At 74.5% G+C, this 24,623-nt stretch carries 23 protein-coding genes; 12 read left to right on the top strand and 11 right to left on the bottom strand.

Annotation, left to right across the window (positions count from 1 at the left end; all coding sequences use genetic code 11):
* The first annotated feature begins 79 nt into the window (after nucleotides 1–79).
* Entirely contained in the window at nucleotides 80–964 is an 885-nt protein-coding gene (locus ACZ4W5_RS31130) for an esterase/lipase family protein (RefSeq protein WP_465658338.1), read from the top strand.
* Between the two features lie 85 nt (nucleotides 965–1,049).
* Here ACZ4W5_RS31130 and ACZ4W5_RS31135 read toward each other — a convergent pair whose 3' ends face one another.
* Together ACZ4W5_RS31135 and ACZ4W5_RS31140 are read right to left on the bottom strand one after the other, a co-directional pair.
* Nucleotides 1,050–1,625, bottom strand: coding sequence for a HutD/Ves family protein (locus ACZ4W5_RS31135; RefSeq protein ID WP_465658309.1), 576 nt, complete (start codon nucleotides 1,623–1,625; stop codon nucleotides 1,050–1,052).
* A 103-nt stretch (nucleotides 1,626–1,728) separates the two neighbouring features.
* Complete coding sequence (locus ACZ4W5_RS31140) at nucleotides 1,729–3,033, bottom strand: MFS transporter (protein ID WP_465658310.1); 1,305 nt, start codon at nucleotides 3,031–3,033, stop codon at nucleotides 1,729–1,731.
* Between the two features lie 17 nt (nucleotides 3,034–3,050).
* On the opposite strand from ACZ4W5_RS31140, the gene ACZ4W5_RS31145 reads away from it, so the two are divergent.
* On the top strand, nucleotides 3,051–4,325 hold the full coding sequence (locus ACZ4W5_RS31145; RefSeq protein WP_402490000.1) for an ROK family protein: 1,275 nt from the start codon (nucleotides 3,051–3,053) through the stop codon (nucleotides 4,323–4,325).
* A gap of 159 nt (nucleotides 4,326–4,484) precedes the next feature.
* Nucleotides 4,485–5,651, top strand: a complete 1,167-nt coding sequence (locus ACZ4W5_RS31150) for a PLP-dependent cysteine synthase family protein (protein ID WP_360244695.1) — start codon at nucleotides 4,485–4,487, stop codon at nucleotides 5,649–5,651.
* Nucleotides 5,652–5,657: 6 nt separating this feature from the next.
* Here ACZ4W5_RS31150 and ACZ4W5_RS31155 read toward each other — a convergent pair whose 3' ends face one another.
* From ACZ4W5_RS31155 to mscL, 5 genes are all read right to left on the bottom strand, one after another.
* A complete protein-coding gene (locus ACZ4W5_RS31155; protein ID WP_465658312.1) occupies nucleotides 5,658–5,963 on the bottom strand; it encodes a DUF6191 domain-containing protein in 306 nt (101 codons plus the stop codon).
* A 42-nt stretch (nucleotides 5,964–6,005) separates the two neighbouring features.
* Nucleotides 6,006–8,459 (bottom strand): right-handed parallel beta-helix repeat-containing protein, encoded by a 2,454-nt coding sequence (locus ACZ4W5_RS31160; protein ID WP_465658314.1) that lies wholly within the window; start codon nucleotides 8,457–8,459, stop codon nucleotides 6,006–6,008.
* 340 nt (nucleotides 8,460–8,799) lie between these two features.
* On the bottom strand, nucleotides 8,800–9,675 hold the full coding sequence (locus tag ACZ4W5_RS31165; protein ID WP_465658316.1) for an MOSC domain-containing protein: 876 nt from the start codon (nucleotides 9,673–9,675) through the stop codon (nucleotides 8,800–8,802).
* A gap of 264 nt (nucleotides 9,676–9,939) precedes the next feature.
* Nucleotides 9,940–10,737 carry a DUF6643 family protein gene (locus ACZ4W5_RS31170; protein ID WP_465658317.1) on the bottom strand — a complete coding sequence of 266 codons (798 nt, stop codon included), beginning with the start codon at nucleotides 10,735–10,737 and terminating at the stop codon, nucleotides 9,940–9,942.
* A gap of 395 nt (nucleotides 10,738–11,132) precedes the next feature.
* Nucleotides 11,133–11,582 (bottom strand): large conductance mechanosensitive channel protein MscL, encoded by a 450-nt coding sequence (gene mscL / locus ACZ4W5_RS31175; protein ID WP_360244707.1) that lies wholly within the window; start codon nucleotides 11,580–11,582, stop codon nucleotides 11,133–11,135.
* 530 nt (nucleotides 11,583–12,112) lie between these two features.
* Between mscL and ACZ4W5_RS31180 the strand changes: the two genes are divergently transcribed.
* From ACZ4W5_RS31180 to ACZ4W5_RS31190, 3 genes are all read left to right on the top strand, one after another.
* On the top strand, nucleotides 12,113–13,315 hold the full coding sequence (locus tag ACZ4W5_RS31180; protein ID WP_360244710.1) for a glycosyltransferase family 4 protein: 1,203 nt from the start codon (nucleotides 12,113–12,115) through the stop codon (nucleotides 13,313–13,315).
* A 92-nt stretch (nucleotides 13,316–13,407) separates the two neighbouring features.
* Nucleotides 13,408–14,100 (top strand): thiol:disulfide interchange protein DsbA/DsbL, encoded by a 693-nt coding sequence (locus tag ACZ4W5_RS31185; RefSeq protein WP_465658319.1) that lies wholly within the window; start codon nucleotides 13,408–13,410, stop codon nucleotides 14,098–14,100.
* An 86-nt stretch (nucleotides 14,101–14,186) separates the two neighbouring features.
* Nucleotides 14,187–15,062, top strand: a complete 876-nt coding sequence (locus ACZ4W5_RS31190; protein ID WP_465658321.1) for an alpha/beta fold hydrolase — start codon at nucleotides 14,187–14,189, stop codon at nucleotides 15,060–15,062.
* Between the two features lie 18 nt (nucleotides 15,063–15,080).
* Here the strand turns inward: ACZ4W5_RS31190 and ACZ4W5_RS31195 are convergent, their stop codons facing one another.
* Together ACZ4W5_RS31195 and ACZ4W5_RS31200 are read right to left on the bottom strand one after the other, a co-directional pair.
* A complete protein-coding gene (locus tag ACZ4W5_RS31195; protein WP_465658323.1) occupies nucleotides 15,081–15,827 on the bottom strand; it encodes an SAM-dependent methyltransferase in 747 nt (248 codons plus the stop codon).
* A 103-nt stretch (nucleotides 15,828–15,930) separates the two neighbouring features.
* Nucleotides 15,931–17,079: a glycosyltransferase gene (locus ACZ4W5_RS31200; protein ID WP_465658325.1), complete on the bottom strand. Its 1,149-nt coding sequence runs from the start codon at nucleotides 17,077–17,079 to the stop codon at nucleotides 15,931–15,933.
* A gap of 57 nt (nucleotides 17,080–17,136) precedes the next feature.
* Between ACZ4W5_RS31200 and ACZ4W5_RS31205 the strand changes: the two genes are divergently transcribed.
* Nucleotides 17,137–17,907, top strand: coding sequence for a glutamate racemase (locus ACZ4W5_RS31205; protein WP_465658326.1), 771 nt, complete (start codon nucleotides 17,137–17,139; stop codon nucleotides 17,905–17,907).
* Between the two features lie 1,163 nt (nucleotides 17,908–19,070).
* On the opposite strand, the gene ACZ4W5_RS31210 is transcribed toward ACZ4W5_RS31205, so the two are convergent.
* On the bottom strand, nucleotides 19,071–20,351 hold the full coding sequence (locus ACZ4W5_RS31210) for a polysaccharide deacetylase family protein (protein WP_465658328.1): 1,281 nt from the start codon (nucleotides 20,349–20,351) through the stop codon (nucleotides 19,071–19,073).
* A gap of 340 nt (nucleotides 20,352–20,691) precedes the next feature.
* Here ACZ4W5_RS31210 and ACZ4W5_RS31215 point away from each other — a divergent pair, with 340 nt between their 5' ends.
* On the top strand, nucleotides 20,692–20,961 hold the full coding sequence (locus tag ACZ4W5_RS31215; RefSeq protein WP_360243573.1) for a hypothetical protein: 270 nt from the start codon (nucleotides 20,692–20,694) through the stop codon (nucleotides 20,959–20,961).
* Nucleotides 20,962–21,247: 286 nt separating this feature from the next.
* Nucleotides 21,248–21,736, top strand: coding sequence for an NUDIX hydrolase (locus ACZ4W5_RS31220; protein WP_360243570.1), 489 nt, complete (start codon nucleotides 21,248–21,250; stop codon nucleotides 21,734–21,736).
* A 91-nt stretch (nucleotides 21,737–21,827) separates the two neighbouring features.
* Here ACZ4W5_RS31220 and ACZ4W5_RS31225 read toward each other — a convergent pair whose 3' ends face one another.
* Complete coding sequence (locus ACZ4W5_RS31225; RefSeq protein ID WP_360243567.1) at nucleotides 21,828–22,367, bottom strand: PTS-dependent dihydroxyacetone kinase phosphotransferase subunit DhaM; 540 nt, start codon at nucleotides 22,365–22,367, stop codon at nucleotides 21,828–21,830.
* 388 nt (nucleotides 22,368–22,755) lie between these two features.
* On the opposite strand from ACZ4W5_RS31225, the gene ACZ4W5_RS31230 reads away from it, so the two are divergent.
* The 3 genes from ACZ4W5_RS31230 (at nucleotide 22,756) to ACZ4W5_RS31240 (ending at nucleotide 24,486) form a co-directional block, all read left to right on the top strand.
* On the top strand, nucleotides 22,756–22,944 hold the full coding sequence (locus ACZ4W5_RS31230) for a DUF397 domain-containing protein (RefSeq protein ID WP_360243590.1): 189 nt from the start codon (nucleotides 22,756–22,758) through the stop codon (nucleotides 22,942–22,944).
* Nucleotides 22,945–23,796: 852 nt separating this feature from the next.
* On the top strand, nucleotides 23,797–24,291 hold the full coding sequence (locus tag ACZ4W5_RS31235; RefSeq protein WP_360243564.1) for a hypothetical protein: 495 nt from the start codon (nucleotides 23,797–23,799) through the stop codon (nucleotides 24,289–24,291).
* A 111-nt stretch (nucleotides 24,292–24,402) separates the two neighbouring features.
* Nucleotides 24,403–24,486, top strand: coding sequence for a putative leader peptide (locus ACZ4W5_RS31240; protein ID WP_360243587.1), 84 nt, complete (start codon nucleotides 24,403–24,405; stop codon nucleotides 24,484–24,486).
* Nucleotides 24,487–24,623 lie beyond the last annotated feature (137 nt).

Consider the following 24,623-nt stretch of genomic DNA (forward strand, 5'->3'; position numbering starts at 1 on the left):
ACAGTTGAGAACCCCACTTCTCCGCTTCTCCGCAACTCCCCTGCGCCGTCGGCTCGGCGGAGCCGTCGGTGCGGCCGTCCTGGCGGGCGCGCTACTGGTCGGCGCCGCCGCGGCCCCCGCCGTGGCCGCTCCGGTCGCCGCCACCCCGGCCGCCGCCGAGGCCGCGCTCCCGCCCGACGGTGACTCGGTGGCCTCGCCGCCCGGCGCCAACGACTGGAGCTGCCGGCCGTCCGCCGCCCACCCCGACCCGGTGGTGCTGGTGCACGGCACCTTCGCCAACCGCTACGAGAACTGGCTGGCGCTCTCCCCGCTGCTCAAGGGCCTCGGGTACTGCGTCTTCGCCCTCGACTACGGCACCGTCCCGGGCGTCACCTCCAGCGGCAGCGGTCTGCTGCTGCCGATCGGCGGCCTCGGACCGGTGCCCGCCTCGGCCGCCCAACTCGCCCACTTCGTCGACCTGGTGAGGTCCGCGACCGGTGCGGCCAAGGTCGACATCGTCGGGCACTCGCAGGGCGGCATGCTGCCGAACTACTACCTGAAGTTCCTCGGCGGCGCCTCCAAGGTGGACAAGCTGATCGGCCTGGCGCCGTCCAACCACGGCACGACCCTCGACGGGATCACCAAGCTGGCGCCGTACTTCCCCGGCGTGGCCGACCTGATCTACACCGTCTGCCAGGCCTGCCGCGACCAGGCGGTGGGCTCCGACTTCAACGCCACCATGGCCTCCCGGCCGGACACCGTGCCGGGCGTGCACTACACGGTGATCTCGACCGTCTACGACGAGGTCGTCACCCCGTGGCGGACCCAGTTCCTGAACGGGCCGGACGTGGACAACCAGGTGCTCCAGGACCACTGCCCGGTCACGCTCGCCGAGCACGTCGCCATCGCGTTCTCGCCGACGGCGCTGCACCTGGTGACCAACGCCCTGGACCCGGCGCACGCCACGCCGGTGTTCTGCGGCTGACGTCGCCGGTGCCGCCACTGCCCGTACCCCCGGTTCCGGCGGGGGTACGGGCAGTGCGCGGTCCGTACTGCGCGGTCTGAGCTGCTCAGCCGGCGGCGCGGAAGGTGATCGCGGCGGTGACGCCGTCGGGCCGCAGCTGGTGGGCGCCCGGTGCGTCGAGCACCGCGGCGTCGTAGCGGCCGAGTTCGGTGCCGCCGTCGACGACGGCCGAACCGGCCAGGCAGACCAGCAGGACGGTAGACCCCTCCGGGACGGCCACGCTGCCGGGCCCGGTCCGCAGCTCCACGGCGGCGTCGGTCCGACCGCGGCGGGTCATCACGTTGAAGTCCACCACCGGACCGCCGAGCAGTCGGCAGTCGGTGGCGGCGTCGCCGGGAAAGGCGAACGGGCGGAACGGGGCGTCGACCAGCTGCTCGACGCCGTCCACGGTGAGCACCATACCGGCGCCCTCGACCAGGGTGATCACCCGGTCGATCCCGGGGAACGGCGAGAACGGACCGGCCGAGGCGACGTCGGCCAGGCTCACCCGCCAGTCGAAGTCGGCCAGTCCGGCCCCGGCGGGGGACCGGGCGACCTCCCGGGTCACCCCGCCCCCGTTGAGCCACGGGGTGGCCGGGCGCTCGCTCGCCCGAAGTACCTGGATGCGTCCGGTGGTGGTCATGGGTCCGCATCCTGCCACTGCCGGGGCGGGTCCGGCAGGGCCGCCCCGACGGTCAGCGCCGTCCGACTGCCAGTGCCACCCGGCCGGCAACGCCGTCCGGCCGTCAGCGCCGTCCGACCGCAAGCGGCAGCAGGGCCGCGGCGGTGGCCGTGACCGCGACCGTGGTCAGGGCGAGCGGCAGCCCGACCGCGTCGGCGAGGAAGCCGATCACCACCGGCCCGATCAGCATCCCGCCGTACCCGAGCGTCGAGGCGAGCGCGACGCCCTGCGGCCCGCCCGCCGCCCCGGCGCGCGCGATGGCGAGCGGGAACAGGTTGGCCAGCCCGAGGCCGACCAGGACGAACCCGCCGATGGCCACCGGCACCGACGGGGCCAGGGCGGCGAGCAGCATGCCGGCCGCGGCGGCGAGCCCGCCGAGCAGCATCAGCCGGTTCTGGCCCAGCCGGATGGACAGCCAGGTGCCGCCCACCCGTCCGCTGGTCATGGCGAAGGCGTACGCGGCGTACCCGGCGGCGGCGGTGCCCGCGCCCGCGTGGACGTCGTCGGTGAGATGGAGGGTGGTCCAGTCGGCGACGGCGCCCTCGCCGTACGCCGTGCACAGTGCGGTGAGGCCGAGCAGCAGCACCAGCAGTCGGACGTGCCTCCCGGCGGCCGCAGCGGTGGCCGGAGTGGTGGCCGGGTCTGTGGTCCGAGCGGTGGCCGGGTCGTTGGCGGGGTTGCGGGTGGGGTCGTTGACCGGATTGGGGGTCCGCTCCGGGGCGACCATCGGCGCGGCCGGGCTGCGCAGCAGGACGAGGCCCGCGCCGACGGTCACGGCGAGCCCCAGCAGTCCGCCGAGCGCGAGCGCCCACGCGGTGGTCAGCCGCTCGGCGAGCAGTCCGCCGATGCCCGCGCCGAGCAGGCCGCCCAGGCTGTACCCGGCGTGGAAGCTGGGCATGACGGGTCGGCGAAGCTGGGCGACCAGATCGACGGCGGCGCTGTTCATGGCGACGTTGGCGCCGCCGTACCCGGCGCCGAACAGCAGCAGCACCGCGCCGAGCGAGTACACCGAGTGGGCGTGCGCGGGCAGCGGGACGGCGACGGCGAGCAGCGCCAGCGAGGCCACGGTGACCGGGCGCGAGCCGTAGCGCAGGCAGAGCCGGCCGACGGCCGGCATGGTGAGGACGGCGCCGGCCGACAGGCAGAGCAGGGCCAGGCCGAGGGCGCTGTGGGAGGCGCTGACCTGGCTGCGGACGTCCGGGATGCGGACGACCCAGGCGGCGAACAGGAAGCCGTCGACGGCGAAGAAGGCGGTGAGCGCGAGCCGGGCGGCGCCCCAGGGGCTGTCCGCGACCGGGGGTGTGCTGCGAGACTGGGGGGAGGTCGGGTCGGCGTGGCGGTGGGAACTGATTTTGTTTCGAAGCGACACAAAGTCACAATAGGGGCGTGCAGCTCTCACCTTCAAGCCCGCGGCCCCGCTCCGGGACCGATGCCGACGCGCAGCGCGACGCCCACCGCCGCGCGGCCCCCGACCGCGGTCGGACGCTGCTCGGCCCGGCGCTCTCGCTCATCCACACCGGCCAGACACCCACCCGGTCCGCGCTGACCCGCGCGCTGGACGTCACCCGGGCCACCGCCGGGGCCGTCACGGCCGAACTGGAGGCGCTCGGCCTGATCACCGTCGACTCCCGCCCGGCCGGCGGCGGCCGCGGCCGCCCCTCGCACCGGCTGGCGATCGACCCGCAGGGCCCGGTCGTGGTCGCCGGGCAGATCCACGCCGACGGGCTGAGCGTCACCCTGGCCGGACTCGGCGGACTGCTCGACCCGCCCGTCCACCTGCCGCTGCCCGCCGCCACCGATCCGGTCCGGATGCTGCGCGCCGTCGCCCAGGCCGGTGCCGAGCTGGCCCGCGCGACCGACCGCCGCTGCCTGGCCGCCTCGCTCGCCCTGCCCAACCCGGTCACCGAACCGGACGGCACCGCGCTCGCCGCGCTGCACTTCGCCTGGCCCAGCGGCACCCCGGTCGCCGACCTCTACGACGTCGAGGTCGGCCGCGCCGACCACGGCCCGAAGGCCGTGCGGCCGCTGCCCACCGCCATCGCCAACGACGCCAACCTCGCTGCCCTCGCCGAGTACCGCCACGGCGCCGGGCGCGGCGCCCGGCACCTGCTCTTCGTCACCTCCGGCCATCGCGGCGTCGGCGGCGCGCTGGTGATCGACGGGCACCTGCACACCGGCAGCGCCGGGCTCGCCCTGGAGGTCGGCCACCTCACCGTCGACCCGCAGGGCCGCCCCTGTGCGTGCGGCAACCGGGGCTGCCTGAACGCCGAGACCGACCCCGACGCGCTGTTCGCCGCCGCCGGCCTCACCCCGGAGCCCGGCCGCCCGCTGCTCGACCAGGCGCGCGAGCTGTGCTGGGCGGCCGCGACCGACGAGCGGGCGCGGGCCGCCGTGGAACACGTGATCGACCGGCTCGGGCTCGGACTGGCCGGGGTCGCCAACATCCTCAACCCGGACCGGGTGGTGCTCAGCGGCCTGCACCTCGACCTCCTGGAGGCCGCCCCCGACCGGCTGCGCGCGGTGGTCGCCGACCGCAGCCTGTGGGGGCGCAGCGGGCGGGTGCCGATCGTCGGCGCGGAGCTGGCGCACGGCGCGCTCGCGGGCGCGGCCGAGCTCGGCTGGGGGCCGTACCTCGCGGACCCGCAGTCGGTGCCGGTCTGAGAACGCCGGTCTGAGACGCCGGGCGGGGCGGGGAGTGGCGCGGCGGGCGGGCCGCGAGGGGCGATAAGCGGAAGCTGGGTCTACGAAAACGGTCACTTATCGTGACTCTCGTACACTCGTAGTGAGCAGCGGGGGGCCGCAACGAGGGAGTACGTGACCATGAGCACCCAGTCCGGTGGGACCGTCGGCACCGAGCCGGTCGTGGGCGTCGGGCCGGCCGTCGGCATCGAGCCGACCGTCGACGTCGACCGCTCCGACCAGCAGTACCGCGACTGGCTCAAGGAGGCGGTGCGCAAGGTCCACGCCGACGCCAACCGCTCCGCCGACACCCACCTGCTGCGCTTCCCCTTGCCGGCCGAGTGGGGGATCGACCTCTACCTCAAGGACGAGTCCACCCACCCGACCGGCTCGCTCAAGCACCGGCTGGCCCGCTCGCTCTTCCTCTACGGGCTCTGCAACGGCTGGATCCGCCCCGGAAAGCCGGTGATCGAGGCCTCCAGCGGCTCCACCGCCGTCTCCGAGGCGTACTTCGCCCAGCTCATCGGGGTGCCGTTCATCGCCGTCATGGCCAAGAGCACCAGCCAGGCCAAGATCGACCTGATCGAGTTCCATGGCGGCGAGTGCCACCTGGTCGAGCGCTCGGACGAGGTCTACGCGGCCTCCGCGCGGCTCGCCGAGGAGACCGGCGGGCACTACATGGACCAGTTCACCTACGCCGAGCGGGCCACCGACTGGCGCGGCAACAACAACATCGCCGAGTCGGTCTTCGCCCAGCTGCGCCTGGAGCCGCACCCGGAACCGGCCTGGATCGTCGCCACCGCCGGCACCGGTGGCACCTCGGCGACCATCGCCCGGTACGTGCACTACATGCAGTACGACACCCGGATCTGCGTCGCGGACCCGGAGAACTCCTGCTTCTTCGAGGGCTGGGTGAACCACGACCCGGACGCCGTCTGTGCGAGCGGCTCCCGGATCGAGGGCATCGGGCGGCCCCGGATGGAGCCGAGCTTCGTGGCCGGGGCGGTCGACCGGATGATGAAGGTGCCCGACGCCGCCTCGATCGCCGCGGTGCGGGTGCTGGAGCAGGTGCTCGGGAAGAAGGCCGGCGCCTCCACCGGGACGGGACTGTGGAGCGCGCTGCGGATCGTCGCGGAGATGCGGGCGGCCGGCCGGACGGGCAGCGTGGTCGGCCTGATCTGCGACCCGGGGGACCGCTACTTGGACAAGTACTACTCGGACGACTGGCTGGCCGGGGAGCGGATCGACATCGCGCCGTACCGCTCCGCGCTGGAGTCCTTCCTGGCGGGCGGCGCCTGGACGGGCTGACGGCTGTCACCCGCCCGCACTCCGCCGGATCACCGCCCGGCCGCCCGCGAGGTCGATCCCCGTGCGCTTCGGTGCACCGTCGTGCTCGTCGTCCCGCAGCACCAGCTCGACCCGCCGCTGCTCCAACTGCACCCGCTTGCCCGGATAGAGCAGCGCGTGCAGCTCCTCCGTCGCGGTGGCGCCGGCGCCGCGCCCGCCCGGTGCGGAGTGCCGGGTGCGCAGCCGCCGTACCACCGCGCCGAGGAAGAACAGCACCACCAGCCCGGCCGGTAACAGCAGTCCGCCCGCGGCACCCGTCAGAAGCATTCCCATGCCCGGCCCAACGCCCCGCCGCCGTCGGGGAGTTCCCGCCCGTTACGGCAGCGGCGCGGTCGGCAGGTCCGCCGGGACGAGCAGCTGCAGCTCCTCCGTGGACGGGTCGGCCAGTGAGGCCACCCGCACCGCGTGGCGCTCGACCATGGTCTCGAACACCTGCCGCGCGGTGCGCCCGTTGCCGAAGTTGGGCCCGCGCTCCAGCCCGCCGAAGTGGTCCAGCAGCGCACTCTCGGCCGCCTCGGAGAGCGCGTACTCGTGCTCCGCGCACTGCGCCCGGGCGATCTCCAGCAGTTCGTCCGCCGTGTAGTCGGGAAAGCTGACGGTCCGTGAGAAACGGGACGAGACACCGGGGTTGGCGGAGAGAAAGCGCTCCATCTCGGCGGTGTAGCCGGCCACGATCACGACCACCTCGTCCCGGTGGTCCTCCATCAGCTTGACCAGGGTGTCGATCGCCTCGCGCCCGAAGTCCCGGGCGCCGTCCTCGGGGGCGAGCGCGTACGCCTCGTCGATGAAGAGGACCCCGCCGCGGGCCCGGTCGAAGGCGGCGGCGGTGCGGATCGCGGTGGAGCCGATGTGCTCGCCGACGAGGTCGACCCGGGCCACCTCGACCAGGTGGCCGCGCTGGAGCACCCCGAGCGAGGCGAGGATCTCGCCGTACAGCCGGGCGACGGTGGTCTTGCCGGTGCCGGGGGCACCGGTGAAGACCAGGTGTCGGCGGAGCGAGGGGGCCTTGAGGCCGGCCAGGCGGCGGCGTCGGCCGACCGAGATCAGGTCGATCAGCGTGCGCACCTCCTGCTTCACCGTGGCCAGGCCGACCAGCGAGTCCAGTTCGGCGAGCGCCTCGTCGGCCGGGCGGCAGTCCGGGATCGGCGCGATCGTGGCCGTCGCCGCCGTGCCGGAGGTCGCCGCCGACACCATCGAGGAGGCGGTCAACGCCGGTGCGGCCGAGGCCAGTTGGGCGGGCCTCGGGGCGGGCAGCTCGGGCCGTCCGGCGGTGCCCGGTCCGGCCGGGGCGAGCGGGGCCACGTCGTCCGAGATGCACCCCTCCGCGACCGGTCCGGGCTCGGAGAACTCGAACCCGGCCCGTTCGTTCTGCTCCGCCCGGCAGCGGGTGAGCTGAGTGCGGCACCCGTCGATGATGTGGAAGCCGAAGCCCTTGCCGTGCGAGACCCGGCAGTCCTCGAAGGTGCCGCGGCCCTGGGCCGAGACGTACACCCCGGCGTCCGTGCTGGCCCGTACGGTGCACTCGCGCAGCACCGGGTCGGCGCCCTTGGTGACGATCACCCCGGTGGCGACGTCCGAGATCTCGCAGTCGGTGAGCAGTCCGCCGCTGCCGTGGTCGCGGAACCAGAGCCCGGTCCCGGCCTCCTGCACCTGGCAGGAGGCGAGCGTGACGGTGGCCCCGCCGCTGACCGAGACCGCCGAGCTGCGGATCCGGCTGAACGAGCAGCCCCGGGCGACGGCCGCGGAGTCCCGGTCGAGGACGAACAGCGCGTCCGGCAGGTCGTACAGCGAGCAGTCGGTGAGGGTGAGCCGGGCGCCGTCGCTGACCCACAGCGCCGGGTACTCGCCGTTGGAGCCGTGGATCCGGCAGGACTCGGCGACCGCCTCGGTGCCCTGGTCCCAGACCGAGAGCGCGCCGCGCCCGAAGTCCCGCACGGTGCTGTTGGAGAGGCTGAGCCTGGCGCGCCCGCGCAGGTCGGCGCCGTTCTCCGGCAGGTCGTGCACCCGGCAGCCGGTGAGCACCAGTTCGGCCTCGCCGTCCAGGGTCAGGCCGTTGCCGGTGACCCGGTGGATGTCGCAGTCGACCAGCCGCCCGCCGGCCTGGGCCTCGGCCTGCACGCCGCTGCCGCGGATCTCGTAGATCTCGCAGCCGGTGAGCTCCGCGGCGCTGCCCGGGTCGGAGAGCAGCACGCCGGCGCCGGAGGCGTGGTGGATCCGGCAGCGGTCCAGGGCGGCGGTCGCGCCGCCGAGCACGGCGAGCCCGGCCTGGCCGGCCGCGGCGACCTCGCAGTCCTCGAAGGCGGCGGCGGTGCCCTCGCCGCGCAGCCGCAGCCCGAGGCCGCCGGGGTTGGCGACCATGCAGCCGCGCAGGGTCGGGCGGGCGCCGCCGCCGATCTCGATCCCGGTGGCGGAGCGGGTCTCGATCCGGCAGCCGCTGAAGGCGGGCGTCGCGTCCGCTCCGGTGACCAGGACGGCCGGCGCGGAGCTGTCGCCGCCCTCGACCACCAGGTCGCGCACGGTCGCGGCGGCGGTGACGGTGATCGCCACCCCGGAGGCCGGTTCGATCCGGACGGTGCCCGGGCCCTGGGCCGCGACGATCGTCACCGGCTTGTCCAGCAGCACGTTCTCCCGGAAGGTGCCGGGCCGGACGGTCACGGTGTCGCCCGGCTCGGCGGCGGCCAGGGCCTCCGCGAGCGTGTCGTACTCGCCCGCGCGGCGGCGCCAGCGGGATGCGCTGTCCTGGGTGACCCGGACCCTGTGCTCAGCCATGACGGTCTGTCGTCCCCACCTTCGTCGTGCCGGCGATCCAACGGGCCGTGGGCGCGGGGGTGCGCGGGCCGTCCGCCCACCGTAGCGCGCCCGGACGGGTGATCCGTCCGTCCGTCCGGACCGGCCGGTGCGCCCGCCCGGGGCCGCTCGGCACGGGCGGGCACCGGGGGCGCCCACCGCGGCCACAGGTTCCGACCACTTGCTTCAACGAGCGCGCACAGCGGGAGTTCCGTGCCGGGGTTCCGTGCCGGAGTGCGGTGCCCGAGTTCCGTGCCGGCGGGCCGGAGGCGGAGCTCCGGCCAAGGCGCGGGGGGAGCCGGGCCAGGGCGCGGCGGTGGCGTCAGCGCCCGTCGGGGGACCAGTGCGCCCCGTCCTCCAGGACCTCGACGTCGTCGCCGAGGCGCAGCGTCCCCAGCACGTCGCCCTCGACGTCGGCCGGGCGCTCGGGGATCAGGTTCTGTCCGAACGCGGCCATGCGCAGCAGCCGGTGGTGCCGGGCCAGGGTGCGCAGCGGTTCGGGGCCGCGCCGCTCGCCGCTCTCCTGGTCGGTGGTGGTCACCACGCAGCGGCCGCAGGGCTTGACCACTTGGAAGGTGAGCGCGCCGATCCGGATCCGGCGCCAGCCGTCCTCGGCCCAGGGCTCGGAGCCGGCGACCACCACGTTGGGGCGGAAACGTTCCATCGGCAGGGTCTCGTGGCCGTCCGGGTGCTCGGCGGCGATCAGTTCGTTGAGCCGCTCCAGCGAACCGGTGGTGGTGAGCAGCAGCGGGAAGCCGTCGGCCATCGACACGGTGTCGCCGGGCCGGCCGTACTGCGGGTCGACGGGCCGGGCGCGCGGGTCGTCCAGGTGCACCAGGCGGTAGTCGCCGAGGCGGTCGGCGATCCACGCGTGGGCGTCCTTGGCGGCCTCGACGGCGCGGAAGCGGGTGCCCCAGACCTCGACCTCGGCGACCGGGGCGCCGGCGTCGGCGACGGGCGCGGCGACCTCGATCCGGGAGCCGTCGGGGGCGGTCAGCGCCAGTGCGCCGTCCGGCAGCGGGTCGACCCGGATCTGCCCGAGGGCGGCGTTCTCACGCTGGCTGACGAAGCGTCCGGTGGGGTCGGCGAGCATCCAGCGGCGGTCTCCGGCCAGACCCCAGGGGTGGACCGCGGCGGTGTCGGGGCTGAGGCGGTACATCGACTTGACGGGGTAGACGTGGAGTCCGGTGAGGTGCATCCCTCCATCCTGCCAGCAGCGGTCGGGGCGGACGCGGCTGCCCCGGAGGCGCCCCGGAGCGACTCCCGCCCGCGTGGTCCCGTACGGTCCGGCCCTCTCCGCAGCCCCCCGTACGCGCACGGACCGCCCGGTACGCCGTGGGGGGCGTTCCGGGCGGTCCGTGGATGACCCGTTCTCCGTTCGCCCGGCGTTCAGGGGGCGCCGGGTGGTGCTCAGGTGGTGCGGGTGCGGGCCGGTGGGGTCGGCCCTGTGGTGTGCTCGGGCTCAGTAACCCTGGCCCTGCGGCTGGTAGCCGCCCTGCTGGTAGCCGCCGGGCTCGCCGTACGGGCCCGGGCGCTGCGGCTGCATCGGGCGGACCGGCGCGACCGGCGCCATGGCCGGGCGCAGCTGGGCGCCGCCGAAGCTCTGGTCGCCGCCCTGGCCCTGGAAGCCGGGGCCGGCCGGGTTCGGGCCGCCGAAGCCCTGCTGGCCGCCGAAGGACTGCGGACCGCCCTGCGGGAGGCCGCCGGGCTGGCCCTGGCCGAAACCGGCCGGTCCGCCGGTCGGCTGCGCGCCGAAGGTCTGCTGCCCGCCCTGGCCGATGAAGGTGTTCTGGCCGCCGAAGCTCTGGCCGCCGGTCGGCTGGTAGCCACCGCTGGCGGTCTGCGCGAAGGTCGGGGCGGCGGGTTGCGGTCGCTGGTACGGCTGGGGGGCGCCGTAACCGGGGACGGGCGGTTGCGGCGCGGAGGCGTACGCCGGCGCGGGCTGCGCCGGGATGTACGCCGTGGCCGGGCCGGCGGAGGGGCCACTGCTCGGGCCGGGGCCCAGGGCGAGGCGGGCGGGCGGCAGCGCGGGGAGGTTGCTGCCGGCGCTCTCGTACCCGTTGCCGTACCGGTTCTCGTAGGACTGGCCGGGGCCGGATCCGTAACCGGAGGACATCGCCGGGGGCAGGGCCGCCGGCACGTTGATGGGTGCGATCTGGGGGACGCCGCGCTCAGCCACGAGGCTGTCGTAAATCGGCGTGCCGGAGGAGAAGGACGGAGAGGGGTAGCCGACTCCGTCGTAGGAGCGGGGCGAGGTCATGGGGCATACGGTAAGCCCACAATGCGCCTGCTGAGGAGAGCGGGAGGGGGAGCAGTTCGAGTGTTTACACAGTCTTCGCCCGCACAAAGGTTTCGAAAGTAGGAAGAACGGACATACCGGCGTACAGTTCCGGACAGTCCTGGCGCCCCGTCAGTGATCGAACAGCACCCGGACGCGGCCGTCGCAAGGCCTTGCGGTGACCGGCCGGTGGCCGTTCGGAGGCGTCGTGGAGAAACTTTTGCGGATGGGGCGTGCGCCGGCGCATTCGAGCCCCCGCCGACGGTCCGGCGGGGGCTCGTGAATGTTTGGGGAATAAATTTCCCGTCAGCGCCCACAGCGGGCGATCCGGACGCGGTCCGGACTCGATCAGGGCACGGTCCGGACGCGATTCGGCGTCAGTGCGACTGCAGCGCCTGGGACTGCGCGGGCAGACCGGGCCGGACGGCCACCTCGGTGGTGCAGAAGGAGCAGCGGGTCGCGGCGGCCGGGATCGAGCTCAGGCACTCCGGGCAGTCGACCTTCGCGGCCGGCGCCGGCGCGGCCTTCTCGAAGCGCTCCTGCAGCTTGCCGACCGGCACCACCACGGCGAAGTAGATGAGCGCGCTGACCAGCACGAACCCGATCAGCGCGTTGACGAAGAGGCCGTACGGGAACTTGGTGCCGCCCACCTCGAAGGTCTTCTGGGTGAAGTCGCCGACCGCGCCGGTGGCGACCCCGATCAGCGGGGTGAGGAAGGCGCTGACGAACCCGGTGACGACGGCGGTGAAGGCCGCGCCGATCACGATGCCGACCGCGAGGTCCACCACGTTGCCGCGCAGCAGGAAGCTGCGGAATCCCTTGAACACCGGGTGACTCCAAATCCGAACGGGGAAGGGGGAGATGGGGCAGAACGGCGGGCGCCCCGGCCGGACATCCTGCCGACCGGCGCGGGCCGAGGTCCAACCGCGTTCACCCGATTCGCGTAACCGGCCGACGGCCCGGAGCGGGCGCGCCCGGGCGGGGTACGGGCCCTCCGCGTACCGGCGGTTGGGCCGTCGGCGGCCCGCGGTTGACCCATTGGTGTGACGCGCCGGTGCGAGCCGCCGGTGTGACCCGCTGCTGCGGCCCGCCGGTGCGGCCTCCCGGCGGCGTGAGCCGGTGCCCGACGCGGCGTGCGGGGGAGCGAAGGGCGGCCCCGCGGAGCGGCAGGGGGCGAGGCGGAGCGGCATGGGGCGAGGCGGAGCGGCATGGGGCGAGGCGGGGCGCACGGCGGTCGCACCCGGCGCACGACGGCGGGTCCTCAGCGCACACTGGGTGTACGGGCGCGGGCGCACGGGCCACCACCAGGTTGCGCGAAGGGGCTGTACGGCGCGGGGCGCTGTGCCAAGGTCGGTCCATGCCCGACCCTACGGCGGCCGATTCGGCCGGAGCCCGCCCGCGTGTCCTGCACCTGATCAGCGACGAACGCCGGGGCGGCGCCCAGAACTTCGCCCGTGACCTCCACCGGGAACTGCGCCGCCGGGGCCAGGCCTCCGCGCTGTGCGCGCTCGCCCCGCACCCGGCCGTACCGCCCGCCCGACCGGGTGCGGGCACGACCGGGGTGTGCACCGCGGGGACGGCCGTCCCGGGGACCTGCGGCGAGGGCTGCCCCGACACCGCCCGGCTGCGCGCCGCCGCCGTCCTCGGCCCCGGCCGCCTGCGCCCGAGCACCCTGTGGGCGCTGCGCTCCGCCGCCCGCGCCGCCGACGTGGTGCTCGCCCACGGCTCCGACACCCTGGCCGCCTGCGCCCTCGCCCTGGCCGGCACCCCCACCCCCTTCGTCTACGTCTCGGTCGGCCACCCCCGCTACTGGACCGCCAACCGGCTGCGCAGGCTGCGCGGGGCCGCCCTGATGCACCGTGCCGCCGCCGTCACCACGCTCACCGACGAGGCGCGCGCGGTGCTGGAGGAGCAGTTCGAGCTGCCCGGCGGCAAGGTCCGGGTGATCCCCAACTCCCGTGCCGCCGAGAGCTATCCGCCCGCCGACGGCCGGGACGACCGGCGCGCCGCCCGACACGCCCTGGGCCTGCCCGCCGACGTCCTGCTGGTCGCCTGGATCGGTGCGATAGCCCCCGAGAAGCGGCTCGACCTCGCGCTCGACGTGCTCGACCGGCTGCCCGACGTCCGGATGGCCGTCGCCGGGGACGGTCCGCTGCTGGAGGCCCTGGCCCGTCACCCGGCCGCCGCCCGCGCCCACTTCCTGGGCCCGCTGCCCGACCCGGCCCCGCTCTACCGGGCCGCCGACGCGCTGCTGCTCACCAGCGACAGCGAGGGAGTGCCCGGGGCGCTGATCGAGGCGGCCCTGGCCGGGGTGCCCGCCGTGGCCACCGACGTCGGCTGGGTGCGCGAGGTGGTCCGGGACGGCGCCACCGGAGCGTTGGTCGCCCCCGGGGACCCGCTCGCGCTGGCCGAGGCGCTGGCCAAGGTGCTGGCCTGCAACCGCGCGGGCCTCGGCGCGGCTGCCCGGGCGCACGCGCTGGAGCACTTCGAGCTGGGCGCGGTGGTGGACGACTGGCAGCGGCTGGTCGCCGAGGTGTGGACGGGCGGCCCGCCGAGCTGAGCTGCGGCCCGGCTACGCCGTTCGGGCGAATCCGGGCCCGCCGCCACGTACCGACTCGCCGGTAACGAGGCGTCGGCGCCACACTGCCCGGTGTGAACTCGAAGTCGCTGCTGCGGTCCACCGTCCTGCTCGCCGTCGCCGCCGGGATCGCCGCGTCCCCCGTCCAGGCCGGTGCGGTGACCCACCAATCCCCCTCCGAGGGAACGCAGTTCGTCAAGCTCGACCACCCGCAACCGGTGCGCGAGGACACCCGCACCGAGGCCGTCGAGTTCTTCTGGTACGACTGCGGCCACTCCCAGGCGCTGGAGCAGCCGTTGGAGGCCTGGGCCGAGAAGCACCGCTCCGACGTCGCGCTCCGCCGGGTCCCGGCGATCTGGCCGGGCAGTCCGGAGGAGGGCGTGCAGCGCGCCCACGCCCGGCTGTACTACACCCTGGAGCGCCTCGACCTGGTCGACCGGCTCCAGGTCAGCGCCTTCCGCGCGATCCACTCCGACCACGCCGACCTCACCACCGAGACCGCCGCCACCGACTGGGCGGTGCGCCACGGTGTCGACGCCCAGCGCTTCCACGCGGCCTACCGCTCCGCCGAGGTGCGGCAGTCGGTGGACGACGCGGCCGCCCAGTTCGTCCGCTACGGCATCAACGAGCTGCCGACGGTGGTCGTCCAGGGCGAGTACCGGACCTCGCCGACCAAGGCCGGCGGCGTCGAGGCGATGCCCGAGGTGCTCGACTACCTGGTGCAGCAGGAGCAGGTGAAGAGCCACCGGACCACGACCGGCAGGTGATCATCGGTCAGCTCGCTCCTGGTGGGCCTTCGCCGGACCCCTGCCAGCCCTGTGCCTAACCGTTCAGATGCGCTTTAATGGTTAGCATGAGTGAGCTGACGATCCCCCACATCCACCACCGCCACGTCGACCTCGACGGGCTGCGCGTCTTCTACCGCGAAACCGGCCCGGCCGACGCCCCCGTCCTCCTGCTGCTGCACGGCTTCCCCTCCGCCTCCCACCAGTACGCCCGGCTGCTCGACGCGCTCGGCACCCGCTACCGCCTGATAGCCCCCGACTACCCCGGCTTCGGTCACAGCGACAGCCCCTCGCCCGAGACCTTCCCGTACCGCTTCGACACCCTCGCCGACGTCGTCGAGCGCTTCTGCCTCGCCCTCGGCCTGGACCGCTTCGCGCTCTACGTCTTCGACTTCGGCGCCCCCGTCGGCCTGCGACTGGCCACCCGCCGACCGGAGTGGATCACCGGCCTGGTGGTCCAGAACGGCAACGCCTACGAGGACGGACTCTCCGACCAGGCCCGGGGGTTCATCGCCCAGCGGCGCGGCGTCCCCGGCGCCGAGGAGGCCGCCCGCTCGATCCTCACCCTGGACGTCACCCGCGGCCAGTACGAGGGCGGCACCACCGACCCGAGCCTGGTCGCCCCCGACGGCTGGACCCTCGACCAGCACTTCCTCGACCTGCCCGGCCGCAAGGACATCCAGGTCGAACTCGCCCTCGACTACTTCTCCAACGTCGAGCTCTACCCCGCCTGGCAGGCCTGGCTGCGCGCCGAGCAGCCGCCCACGCTGGTGATCTGGGGGCGCAACGACCCGTTCTTCACCGAGGCCGGCGCCCGCGCCTACCTGCGCGACCTGCCCGGGGCCGAACTGCACGTCCTCGACACCGGGCACTTCGCCCTGGAGGAGAAGCTGCCCGAAATCGCCCCGCTGATCGACGACTTCCTCGCCCGGACGCAGAAGTAGCCCTGCCGGAGGGGAAGTTCAGTTCCGGCGCAGCAGCAGGGTGACGAAGCCGAGCGTCCCCCGGTAGCCGTGCAGCCATCCGGTGCGGTGCTCGTCCGCGGCCTCGCGGGCGGCCGCCGCGTCCGGGTCCTCCGGGTGGTCCAGTGCCCACTCGGCCAGCGAACCCGTCCAGGAGAACTCGTAGTCGTCCCACTCCCGCGCCGAGCTGACGTGCCCGTACACCGGCGTCCAACCCTCCGCGAGCACCCGGTCGGTGGTCGTCGCGAGGTCCGCGAAGTCCTCCCGGGCGGCGCCCAGCCCGTCCAGCGCGGCCCGGGACGGCTCCCGCTCCCAGAACCCCTCACCGACCAGCAACCGCCCACCGGGCGCCAGGAGTTCACGGGCCGCCGCGAGCGTGGGCAGCAGCCCGTCGAAGGCGTGGGTGGCGCCCACGCACAGCACCAGGTCGAAGGGCTCGCGGTCGGTGAACTCCCGGGCGTCCCGGTGGTGCAGGCCGATCCGGCGCACCACGCCGAGCGCCGTCGCCGCCTCCCTCGCCCGGGTCAGCGCCGCGGCGTCCACGTCCACTCCCACCGCCCGCCAGCCCGGCCGCGCGGCCAGCGCCCGCAGCAGCCAGGCGCCCTCCCCACAGCCGAGATCCAGCACCCGGCCGCTGTCCTGCCCACCCAGGGCGCGCTCCAGCAGCCGGGACACCGAGCCGTCCGACAGGGGTGCCGCGATCGGGTGGTGGGCGTGGGCGAGCCGGGAGATCCGCTGACGGTCCATCCGAGCAGTATGGGCCGAGACCGGCCCGCCGCGCCCGGCTTTTCCCGCCTCCCGGCTCATGTTCCAGCCCCCTGCCGGCTCACGTCCCGGCCCACCTCCCGGCTCACGTCCCGGAGTAGGTCCGGCCCTTCCAGGCGGCGCCCCGGCCGCGCCAGTGCTGCACCGCCGAGTCCACCGTCATCAGCAGGTACAGCGAAGCGGTGAACGGCAACAGCAGCACGGCCACGGCCGGCTGCCCGTAGTACCGGACCATCGGCAGATAGGTGCCCGCCATCAACGCCCAGGCCGCCCCGCCCACCGCCGCCACCCACGGCGCCCCCGCCACCAGCCCGGCCACCAGCGCCACCGGCGGCACCAGGTACACCAGCGCCAGCCCCAGCACCGTCCCCAGCAGCAACAGCGGCGAGTGCCGCAGCTGGGCGTACGCGCTGCGCGACACCATCCGCCACAGCTGCTCCAGCCGCGGGTACGGGCGGACGCTGTCCACCTCCCCGGCCAGGCCCAGCCAGGTGCGCCCGCCCGAGGACTTCACCGCCCGGGCCAGCGACACGTCGTCGATCACCGCGCCCCGGATCCCCGCCACCCCGCCAGCCCGCTCCAGCGCCTCCCGCCGCACCAGCGAACAGCCGCCCGCGGCGGCCGCCGTCCGCGCGCCCGGGCGGTTGCTCCGGCGGAAGGGGTACAGCTGGGCGAAGAAGTACACGAAGGCCGGCACGACCAGCCGCTCCCAGCCGGTCTCCACCCGCAGCCGGGCCATCTGCGACACCAGGTCCAGCCCGTTCGACTCGGCCGCGGCGACCAGCTCGGCCAGCGAGTCCGGGCCGTGCGCGATGTCCGCGTCCGTCAGCAGCAGGTACTGGACGTCCGGCCCGGCCAGCTCCACCCCGTGCCGCAGCGCCCACAGCTTGCCCGTCCAGCCCTCGGGCAGCGGGGGAGGGGTGGTGACGGTCAGCTCCAGCCCGTCCAGCGTCCGCAGCTCCGCCGCCACCGCGCCGGTGCCGTCCGAACTGTGGTCGTCCACCAGGATCACCCGCGCCCGCCCCGGGTACTTCTGCGCCAGCAGCGTCGGCAGGCTCACCGGCAGCACCGCCGCCTCGTCCCGGGCCGGCACCACGATCGCCGCCTCCGGCCACCGCGCCGGCGGACGGCGCGGCGGCAGCCGGACGTCGGTGCGCCAGAACGAACCGTGGCAGCACGCCAGCCAGAGCCAGACCAGCAGGGAGAACGCGGCGATCCACAGCAGCACGGTCACCCCGGCAGTCTGCCGCAGAACCGGCGGCGAGGGGTGGATCGACTAAAGTCTTGCCTCGTGAAGATCGCACTGATGGACTCCGGAATCGGCCTGCTGGCCGCCGCCGCCGCGATCCGGGAGCTGCGCCCGGACGCCGATCTGGTGCTCTCCTCCAACCCGGCCTCGATGCCGTGGGGGCCCCGCACGCCCGAAGAGGTCACCGAGCTGGCCCTCGGCTGCTGCCGGGCCGCGGCCGCCCTCGGCCCGGACGCCCTGGTGATCGCCTGCAACACGGCCTCGGTCCACGCGCTCGACACGCTGCGCGCCGAACTCGAACCCGGCCTGCCCGTCATCGGGACCGTCCCGGCGATCAAGCCCGCCGCCGCCCTCGGTGGCCGCGTCGCGATCTGGGCCACCCCCGCCACCACCGGCAGCGCCTACCAGCGCGGGCTGATCCGTGACTTCGGCGGCACCGCCGAGATCACCGAGGTCGCCTGCCCCGGCCTGGCGGACGCGGTCGAACACGGCGACGACGCCGCCATCACCGCGGCCGTCGCCGACGCGGCCGCCCGGACACCGGAGGGCACCGACGTGCTGGTGCTCGGCTGCACCCACTACGAGCTCGTGGCCGACCGCATCCGCGCGGCCGTCGCCCCCACGGCGGCCCCGGGCCTGGTCCTCCACGGCTCCGCCGAGGCCGTCGCCGCCCAGGCCCTCCGCCGCGTCGCCGACCCCACCCGTACCGGCACCGGCACCCTCACCGTCCTCCACGCCGGAGCCCCCGCTACCCTCCCCCCCACCGCCACCCTCTACCCCCAGGGCCTCACCCTCACCCCGGTCCCCGCCTGACCCCACCGCCCCTGGGGCCGCAGCCGAATGGCCCACCCGTGCGCGGCCCCTAGGGGCTCCGGCGCACAGAAAGTCGGCCCCGTCGACTTCCCGTGCACCACGGCCGCCGCCCGCCGGGCGCCTCCTGCGGTGCTTCCGTGCTTCCGCACTCCGGGGCCATGGCCCCGGCGCCTGCACAGGAAGTCGACCCGGCCGACCTTGCGTGCTGCGGGGCGGCCGGAACCGCACTACGACGCCACCGCACTCCGCACTCCGCGCAGGAAGTCGGCTAGGCCGATCTTTCGTGCAGGACTCGGCCCCTGGTCACCCAGGTCCTGTCCGCTCGGCATCCGGGCCGGAACCGCACTACGGCGCCACTACACCCTGCACGGGAAGTCGACCCGGCCGACCTTGCGTGCTGCGGGCCCCGCCCCTGGCTACCCGGCCGCCGCCCGCTCGGCGCCCGGGGGCGGAATCGCCCTTCGATCCACCGCACTCGGCACGGGAAGTCGGCTAGGCCGGCTTCCCCCGGCCCGGAGGCGCTCTGCGGTGCCGCATCCCCCCTGGTGCTGAGCGATCCTCGCCTGCCCTGATCCTCCGCCGGCCGAGCGCGCGTCCCAATGTCGACTTGTTGCCACGGCGCCCCCCGCACAGGAAGTCGACCCGGCCGACGCTGTGTACTGAGAGGTTCGACCCCTGGGCGCTCAGGCCGCGCCTAGCCGACCGCCCGCCGCTGCACGGCTCCCGTGAGGCGCCCGGGGCGGCCGATGCGGCGCGTCCAGGCTCTGACGCCACCCTTCCCCGATCCTGCGCAGCAGGGACCGGCTGAATTCGTTCGTCGGGGCATCAACCCGATCTCCCTGCTGGCCACGTGCCCGCCGTCTCGAAGTCGATCCGTTGCTGCGATGCCCGTGGCCACCCCGTACCGGAAGTCGGCCTGGCCGACTTCTCGTGCGCTTGTGGGGTGGCCGGGGCGCTGCTGTTGCAGTCCGGTGCTCCAGTGCCGTCGAGCCTCCGCAGCTGCGCGCCGCACAGAAAGTCGGCCTGGCCGACTTCTCGAGCGCGGCGGTGGTGCCGTTCGGGCAGGGGGCCTGCCTGGGAGGCAGGGCGGGGTGCGTAGCAGAGCGCCGCGCCGCGCCGCGCGGGAGTCGCCCGGTCGACTTCCCGCGCGGCGGTGTCACCCGTCAGGCCACCTCTTGGCGGCGCCAGCGGCGGTAGGCGGGTTCGAGGCCGGAGAGGATGGTGTCGAAGCGGCGGGTGCTGGTGGTGGAGTCGACCTGGAGGCGGCTGATCTGGAGGGGATGGGAGGGGAGTCGGGGGCCGAGGCGGTGGTCGGAGAGGAAGCCGAGCTGGTAGCCGAGCTCCTGCAGGACGGTTTCAGCACGGGGGTCGTGGCCGCCGTCGGGGTAGGCGAAGGCGGTGGGGGGTTCGCCGAGCCAGTGGGTGAGGGCTTCGTGGGCGCCGGTGATCTCGGCGCGGACGGTGGCGTCGTCGCAGCGGCCGAGGCACGGGTGCCCCTGGGTGTGGTTGCCGATGGCGACCCCGCCGTCCCGCAGGGCGAGCAGGTCGGCCGGGGTGAGCTGTTCCTGGCGGGGCGGTCGGCGGTCGGCGCTGACCCGCAGTTCGTGCAGGCTGCGGCGCCGGTCCGGGTCGGGCATGGCCTTGAGCCGGGGGAGCAGCTGGGAGGGGTGGCCGCAGTCGAGTGAGCGGGCGCGGCCGCCGTGGCGGGCGAGGAAGTCGGCCTCGTGCCACCAGAACGGGCGCTCGGTGCCGATGAGTTCGGAGATGACGAAGGCGGTGGCGGGGATGCCACGGGCGTCGAGGGCGGGCAGGGCGTGGGTGAGGACGCTCCGGTCGGCGTCGTCGAAGGTGACCAGGACGCTGCGCGGCGGCAGTGGCCGCCGCTCGGTGACCGCCTGGAGGACGGCCTGCAGCGAGACCGGGGTGGCGAGCCGCCGGAGCCGGTCGAGCTGGGCGCCGAAGGAGCGGTGGTCGGTCACCCCGTGGTAGGCGAGGACGGCGAGTCGCTGGGCGGCCCGGGCTCGGAACAGCGGTTGTACGGGGGCGAACCGCAGCCATTCGCCCCGTGCGTCCTGCTGTTCCTTCGCGGAGTGCTTCGCGTCGACCTGCTCGGTCTCCAGGTGTTTGGTGTCGAGGCGTTTGGCGGCGAGCCGGGTCGAGTCGAGCAGGGTCGGGTCGAGCCGGCCCGCGTCGAACCGGGTCGGGTCGAGCAGGTTGGGCTCGACCCGGGTCTTCTCGATCCGCACCGTTTCGAGCCGGCCCGCGTCGAGCCGGCCCGCGTCGAGCCGGCCCGCGTCGAGACGCTTGGTCTCGACGGCCGGTCGGGGTCGGCCGGCGCCGTGGTGGTCGGACGCGCAGCCGGTGGTGGGTGGGAGGGGGCGCAGGCCAGGCCGGGGCCTGGCGCGCGCTGTGGCGGTCGATGGGGTGGACTGGGTCTGCGGCAACGGTTCCCCCTTGGTCGCCGAGTGGCGTGGCGGTACCGCCGGAGGACGGAGCCCGGCCTCCGGCTCCAGGGGGCGGCGGCTCCGCTCCCTGGGTATTCCGGTTCGCGGTGGGGGTTCTCGCCCGTCCCGTGAACGGCTCCTGGATCACTCGATGCCATTGAGACCCCTGCACCGGACGGATGGTTGTACCGGGGGGACGAGGATTTTTCGTGGACTGATTGTGGAGCCCGTACACGCGTCAGCAGGCCGGGAGCACCTCCGGACGGGCGGTTGCGGAGGGTGTGCCGGCCCTCACTCCCTGCGGGCTGCCTCGGGGGCCCGCCCGGGGTACCTTGGGCTCATGGCAGATGCGGACCGTGATCACTTCCACCTGCACGGGGCGACCCGGTGGAACCGCGCGTGCAGCGGCGGAGCCCTGGTCACCCACCGGATTCCGCTGGCGGTGGCGGGTGTGGCCTGTCTGGTGCTGGGCATCGTGGTGGCCGTGATCGTTCCGGACAGTGACGGTCCGGCGTGGGCGATGGCGGTGGCCGGCTGCTTGGCGGCAGGGGTCCTGCTGCTCGGCCGGATCGCCTTCGGGGTGGTCCGGCGACGGGGTGCCGCGCTCTGACGGAGCCCTCGCGGTCACTCCGTCGGACGCCCGGTTGGACGGTCCGGTGCGGGCCGATCAACTTTTCAACAGATGTATCAACAGATAAAGCGAATTTGGTCAGAACGACCGAATTTCATCTCATCAGACAATCTCGCACCCCCTTCTCCCGTAATTCCGGATGACGGTCCCTTCCCCCCTCTCCGGTGAATGCGTTTCCCGCGGCCCCGACCGTCCCGAGCGGCCCGAGCGGCCGGTGGCGGTGACCGCCGGAGGCCCGGGCGGCGGCCTGGATAGGCTGCGTCGCATGGCGATCCCTCCCTTCCTCCTCGAACTCCGCTCCCTCGTGGGCCACCGTCCGCTCTGGCTGAGCGCCGTCGCCGCCGTCGTCGTGGACGACCGGGGACGGGTGCTGCTCGCCCGCCGGGCCGACGACGGCCGGTGGGCGTCGGTCGGCGGCATCCTCGACCCCGGCGAGCAGCCCGCCGACGGTGTGGTGCGCGAGTGCCTGGAGGAGACCGGCGTGGAGGTGGTGCCCGAGCTGCTCGCCTCGACCACGGTCAGTCGTCCGGTCCACTACCCGAACGGCGATGTGACCCAGTACCTGGAGCTGACCTTCCGCTGCCGGGCGGTCGGCGGCGAGGCCCGGGTGAACGACGACGAGTCGCTGGAGGTGGGCTGGTTCGGGCTGGACGAGCTGCCGCCGATGCTCGACTTCGAGCACGACCGGCTGCGCCACGCGCTGGAGTGCCGGGGCCCGGCGGTGTTCAGCTGGGAGGGCCGGGAGCACCCGTAGCGGGCCCGGCGGGTTTCAGCCCTTGCGACGGGGCTCGGTCCTTGTGACGTGCCTCAACCCTCATGGCGGATCTCAACCCGTGTGACGGACCTCAGCCCTTGTGCTGCCGGTAGGCCTCCTCCGCGGCGTCCAGCACCGCGGCCAGGTCCCCGCCCGCCGTGGCGGTCGCGGTGGCGGCCACCGCGCCCTCCACGAACGGCGCGTTCGCGAAGCGGACCGGGAACGGCAGGCCGTGCTCGTCGGCGTCCGAGAGCAGCGCCCGCACGGTGGTGACGGCTCCGCCCAGGTCGGCGAGCACCACCACGCCGTGGCCCTGGTCGACCCGCCGGGTGGCGGCGGCCACCAGGACCGCGCTGATGCCCGGTCCGTCCGCCGGGTCGCCGCCCGTCGCGGCGACCGGCGCGGGGGAGTCGGATCCGGTCAGCGCGAGCGCCAGGGAGCGTACGGCGGTGGCCAGTTCCTGGCTGTGCGAGACCAGGACGATCCCGACCCGGCCGTGCGTGGCGGGCCGCGCCGGGGTGGGGCGGGGCAGCGGGGTGGGCGAGGGCGGGGTGCGGGGGGCCGGCGGGTGGGCCGAGGGAGCGTCGGAGATGGGGATGACGTCGGCGCGGGTGCCGTCCCGGCGGCTCATCGGCTGCTCCCTGGGTCGAGGTGGTGGGCGGGGTGGTGGGCGGGGCGCGGGCGGGACCGTACGCGCCCTGGCAGCACTCTGGCAGCTGCCCGCGGCCCGGTCCGGCGGGACACGCCCCACCGGGCCCCGGCCGCTCCTCCGCCGGCCCTCCGCCCCTCGCGGCGGGAGACGCGGCGCGGACGTGACGCGGACGCGGCGCAGACGCGGCGCCGGCGTCGAGGGCGACCTCGCCAACCCGCTGACCGGGGCCGCTGGCTGTGGTTAGGCTGGCGCTGGAATGCCGTCGGGAGGAGATCGGTCAGTGGCAGTCAACAGCGGTACGGACACCGGGGCGAACACCGGGACGGTCGGCGCCGAGCCGGAGCTCGCGCGGAACGGGAAGCCGAAGGTGGACTTCACCGGGGCCGAGTGGCTGTGCAGCAGCCAGGGCGTCGGGGACGTCCAGATCGCGTTCGTGGACGGGTACATCGGGATGCGGGACGGTCGTCAGGAGGACGGGCCGGTCCTGGTCTTCACCCCGGCCGAGTGGCGGGCCTTCGTACTCGGCGCCCGCGACGGGGAGTTCGACCTCACCTGATCGTCCGCGCCGTCCGGGCGCACCCGCGGAGCGGTCCGAGCTGCAGGAAGAGGTGCGGCGTCCGGGTCCGCTCCGTCGGTGTGTCCAGGCCAGCCGGGTCGGCGTCCGGGCCAGCCGGGTCGGCCTGGGACGGCCTGGTCGGCCCGGGTCGGTCGGGCCGCTGATTCCGGATACCGAACATACCGAACATCACAACTGATGATCTTTTGAGCGTGCCCCGTCAGAATTTCTGTTGACTGTTAGACAAACGCAGCTCAGAGTATGAGCACAGGCAGACGCCGTGCCCACCGCCCCCACGCGGCCAGACACGGCGCCTGCTGTTGCGGCCCGGCAGCACTGCCAGGCCATACCTCCCAGTCATCCCCTGCGCACCGGGGTGCGTCGGCCGGTCCCGGCCCACGAGGGGCCGGCAGTCGCCGGGAGGCTGGCGCCACCGCCGAGAGCGACTCGGCTGACGGCACCGTTTGCTCGGGACCCGCACGCCCCCACGCGGCGGCGTCCCGAGCAGATCCACGGGAGCGACGGGCCGGGGCCCCGCGGATCTGGCTCTTGTTGCACGGAACTGCGATGGAACTGTTGGCTTGTGTGTTTGTGCTGTGTGCGACGACGAAGCTGGGTGCTCGGCAGTTCGGCACGACAGGTGCACAGTGAGGGATACGCGTGTAGGGCCGCGTTGCGACATGCCGTCCCCCCGGAGGGTGAAACCCAGAACGGCTGTCGTGCTGAACCGAACGTAGCCCGGACGGTTGCTCAGAGTCAACATTGGTCTCTGAGCGTCGACCTCCCGCCCGTCCCCCGTTGGTGCCCCACCCGCCTCGCGAGTGTGGTGTGCCGGACACGTACGATGTTCCCATGTCTTTTCTCCGCCGTCGCTCCGGACAGCCCGCCGGCCCGGACTTCGACGTGCTCGCGATGGACCCGGGTGACTGGCCCGGCGACTTCGGTGCGGCCATGATGACCGGCCCGGACGGCTCCTGCCAGGGGATTTTCCTGCGCTACGACCTGTTCGGCGGCAGAGGCCCGGCGATGTTCATCGGCAACCTCCCCGAGGGGTCGCCTGCCCGGGACACCGGCGACGAGGTGCCCTTCGAGGTGCGGCAGCTGCTCGCGGCGCTGGAGAACGACGAGCCGGTCGAGTTCACCTCGGCCGAGGACTTCCCGGTGATGCTCGGGGACGACCTGCTGATCGTGAAGAAGGTCAAGGTCAGCGAGGAGCGCGTGTTCTGCGCCCAGTTCGGCCGCAGCGACGGCGTGCTGGTCACCATCGCGTCCTGGGACCGACCGATTTCGGACGACCTGTATCAGCTGTTGAAGCCGCTGCCGGCCGACATGTTCCAGCAGGGCTGACCGACACCGCCCCCGCTCTGCCCCCGGCCCGGTCGGGGCCCGGGGTCGGGGCCCGGCCAGGGCTCGGACGCTGCTTGACGGTATCGATCACCGGTTCGTACAGTCGCGAACATGCCGTGCCGTCTCCCACTGTTGACCCGTCGCAGGCATCTGGACCTGTGCCGGACCGCCGGCGGGGTGTGTCCGGGCCACTGAGGGGGGATCTCGCCCCCGTGGCGGCGGGCGGCCGACCGGACCGGGTCGGCGCCGAGACCGGGGGGTGGGCCGCGGGCCGGCCTCCGGGGCCGCCGGCCCGTCCGCGCGCCCGTACGGCGTGCCGTCCGCACCCGCTG

This window comes from Kitasatospora sp. NPDC029367, assembly GCF_055569135.1.

Coding starts and splice junctions, on each gene's coding strand:
- ACZ4W5_RS31135 (WP_465658309.1), bottom strand. CDS start 1,625: ATGACCACCACCGGACGCATCCAGGTACTTCGGGCGAGCGAGCGCCCG.
- ACZ4W5_RS31150 (WP_360244695.1), top strand. CDS start 4,485: ATGAGCACCCAGTCCGGTGGGACCGTCGGCACCGAGCCGGTCGTGGGC.
- ACZ4W5_RS31155 (WP_465658312.1), bottom strand. CDS start 5,963: ATGGGAATGCTTCTGACGGGTGCCGCGGGCGGACTGCTGTTACCGGCC.
- ACZ4W5_RS31160 (WP_465658314.1), bottom strand. CDS start 8,459: ATGGCTGAGCACAGGGTCCGGGTCACCCAGGACAGCGCATCCCGCTGG.
- ACZ4W5_RS31165 (WP_465658316.1), bottom strand. CDS start 9,675: ATGCACCTCACCGGACTCCACGTCTACCCCGTCAAGTCGATGTACCGC.
- ACZ4W5_RS31170 (WP_465658317.1), bottom strand. CDS start 10,737: ATGACCTCGCCCCGCTCCTACGACGGAGTCGGCTACCCCTCTCCGTCC.
- ACZ4W5_RS31180 (WP_360244710.1), top strand. CDS start 12,113: ATGCCCGACCCTACGGCGGCCGATTCGGCCGGAGCCCGCCCGCGTGTC.
- ACZ4W5_RS31190 (WP_465658321.1), top strand. CDS start 14,187: ATGAGTGAGCTGACGATCCCCCACATCCACCACCGCCACGTCGACCTC.
- ACZ4W5_RS31195 (WP_465658323.1), bottom strand. CDS start 15,827: ATGGACCGTCAGCGGATCTCCCGGCTCGCCCACGCCCACCACCCGATC.
- ACZ4W5_RS31215 (WP_360243573.1), top strand. CDS start 20,692: ATGGCAGATGCGGACCGTGATCACTTCCACCTGCACGGGGCGACCCGG.
- ACZ4W5_RS31220 (WP_360243570.1), top strand. CDS start 21,248: ATGGCGATCCCTCCCTTCCTCCTCGAACTCCGCTCCCTCGTGGGCCAC.
- ACZ4W5_RS31225 (WP_360243567.1), bottom strand. CDS start 22,367: ATGAGCCGCCGGGACGGCACCCGCGCCGACGTCATCCCCATCTCCGAC.
- ACZ4W5_RS31235 (WP_360243564.1), top strand. CDS start 23,797: ATGTCTTTTCTCCGCCGTCGCTCCGGACAGCCCGCCGGCCCGGACTTC.
- ACZ4W5_RS31240 (WP_360243587.1), top strand. CDS start 24,403: ATGCCGTGCCGTCTCCCACTGTTGACCCGTCGCAGGCATCTGGACCTG.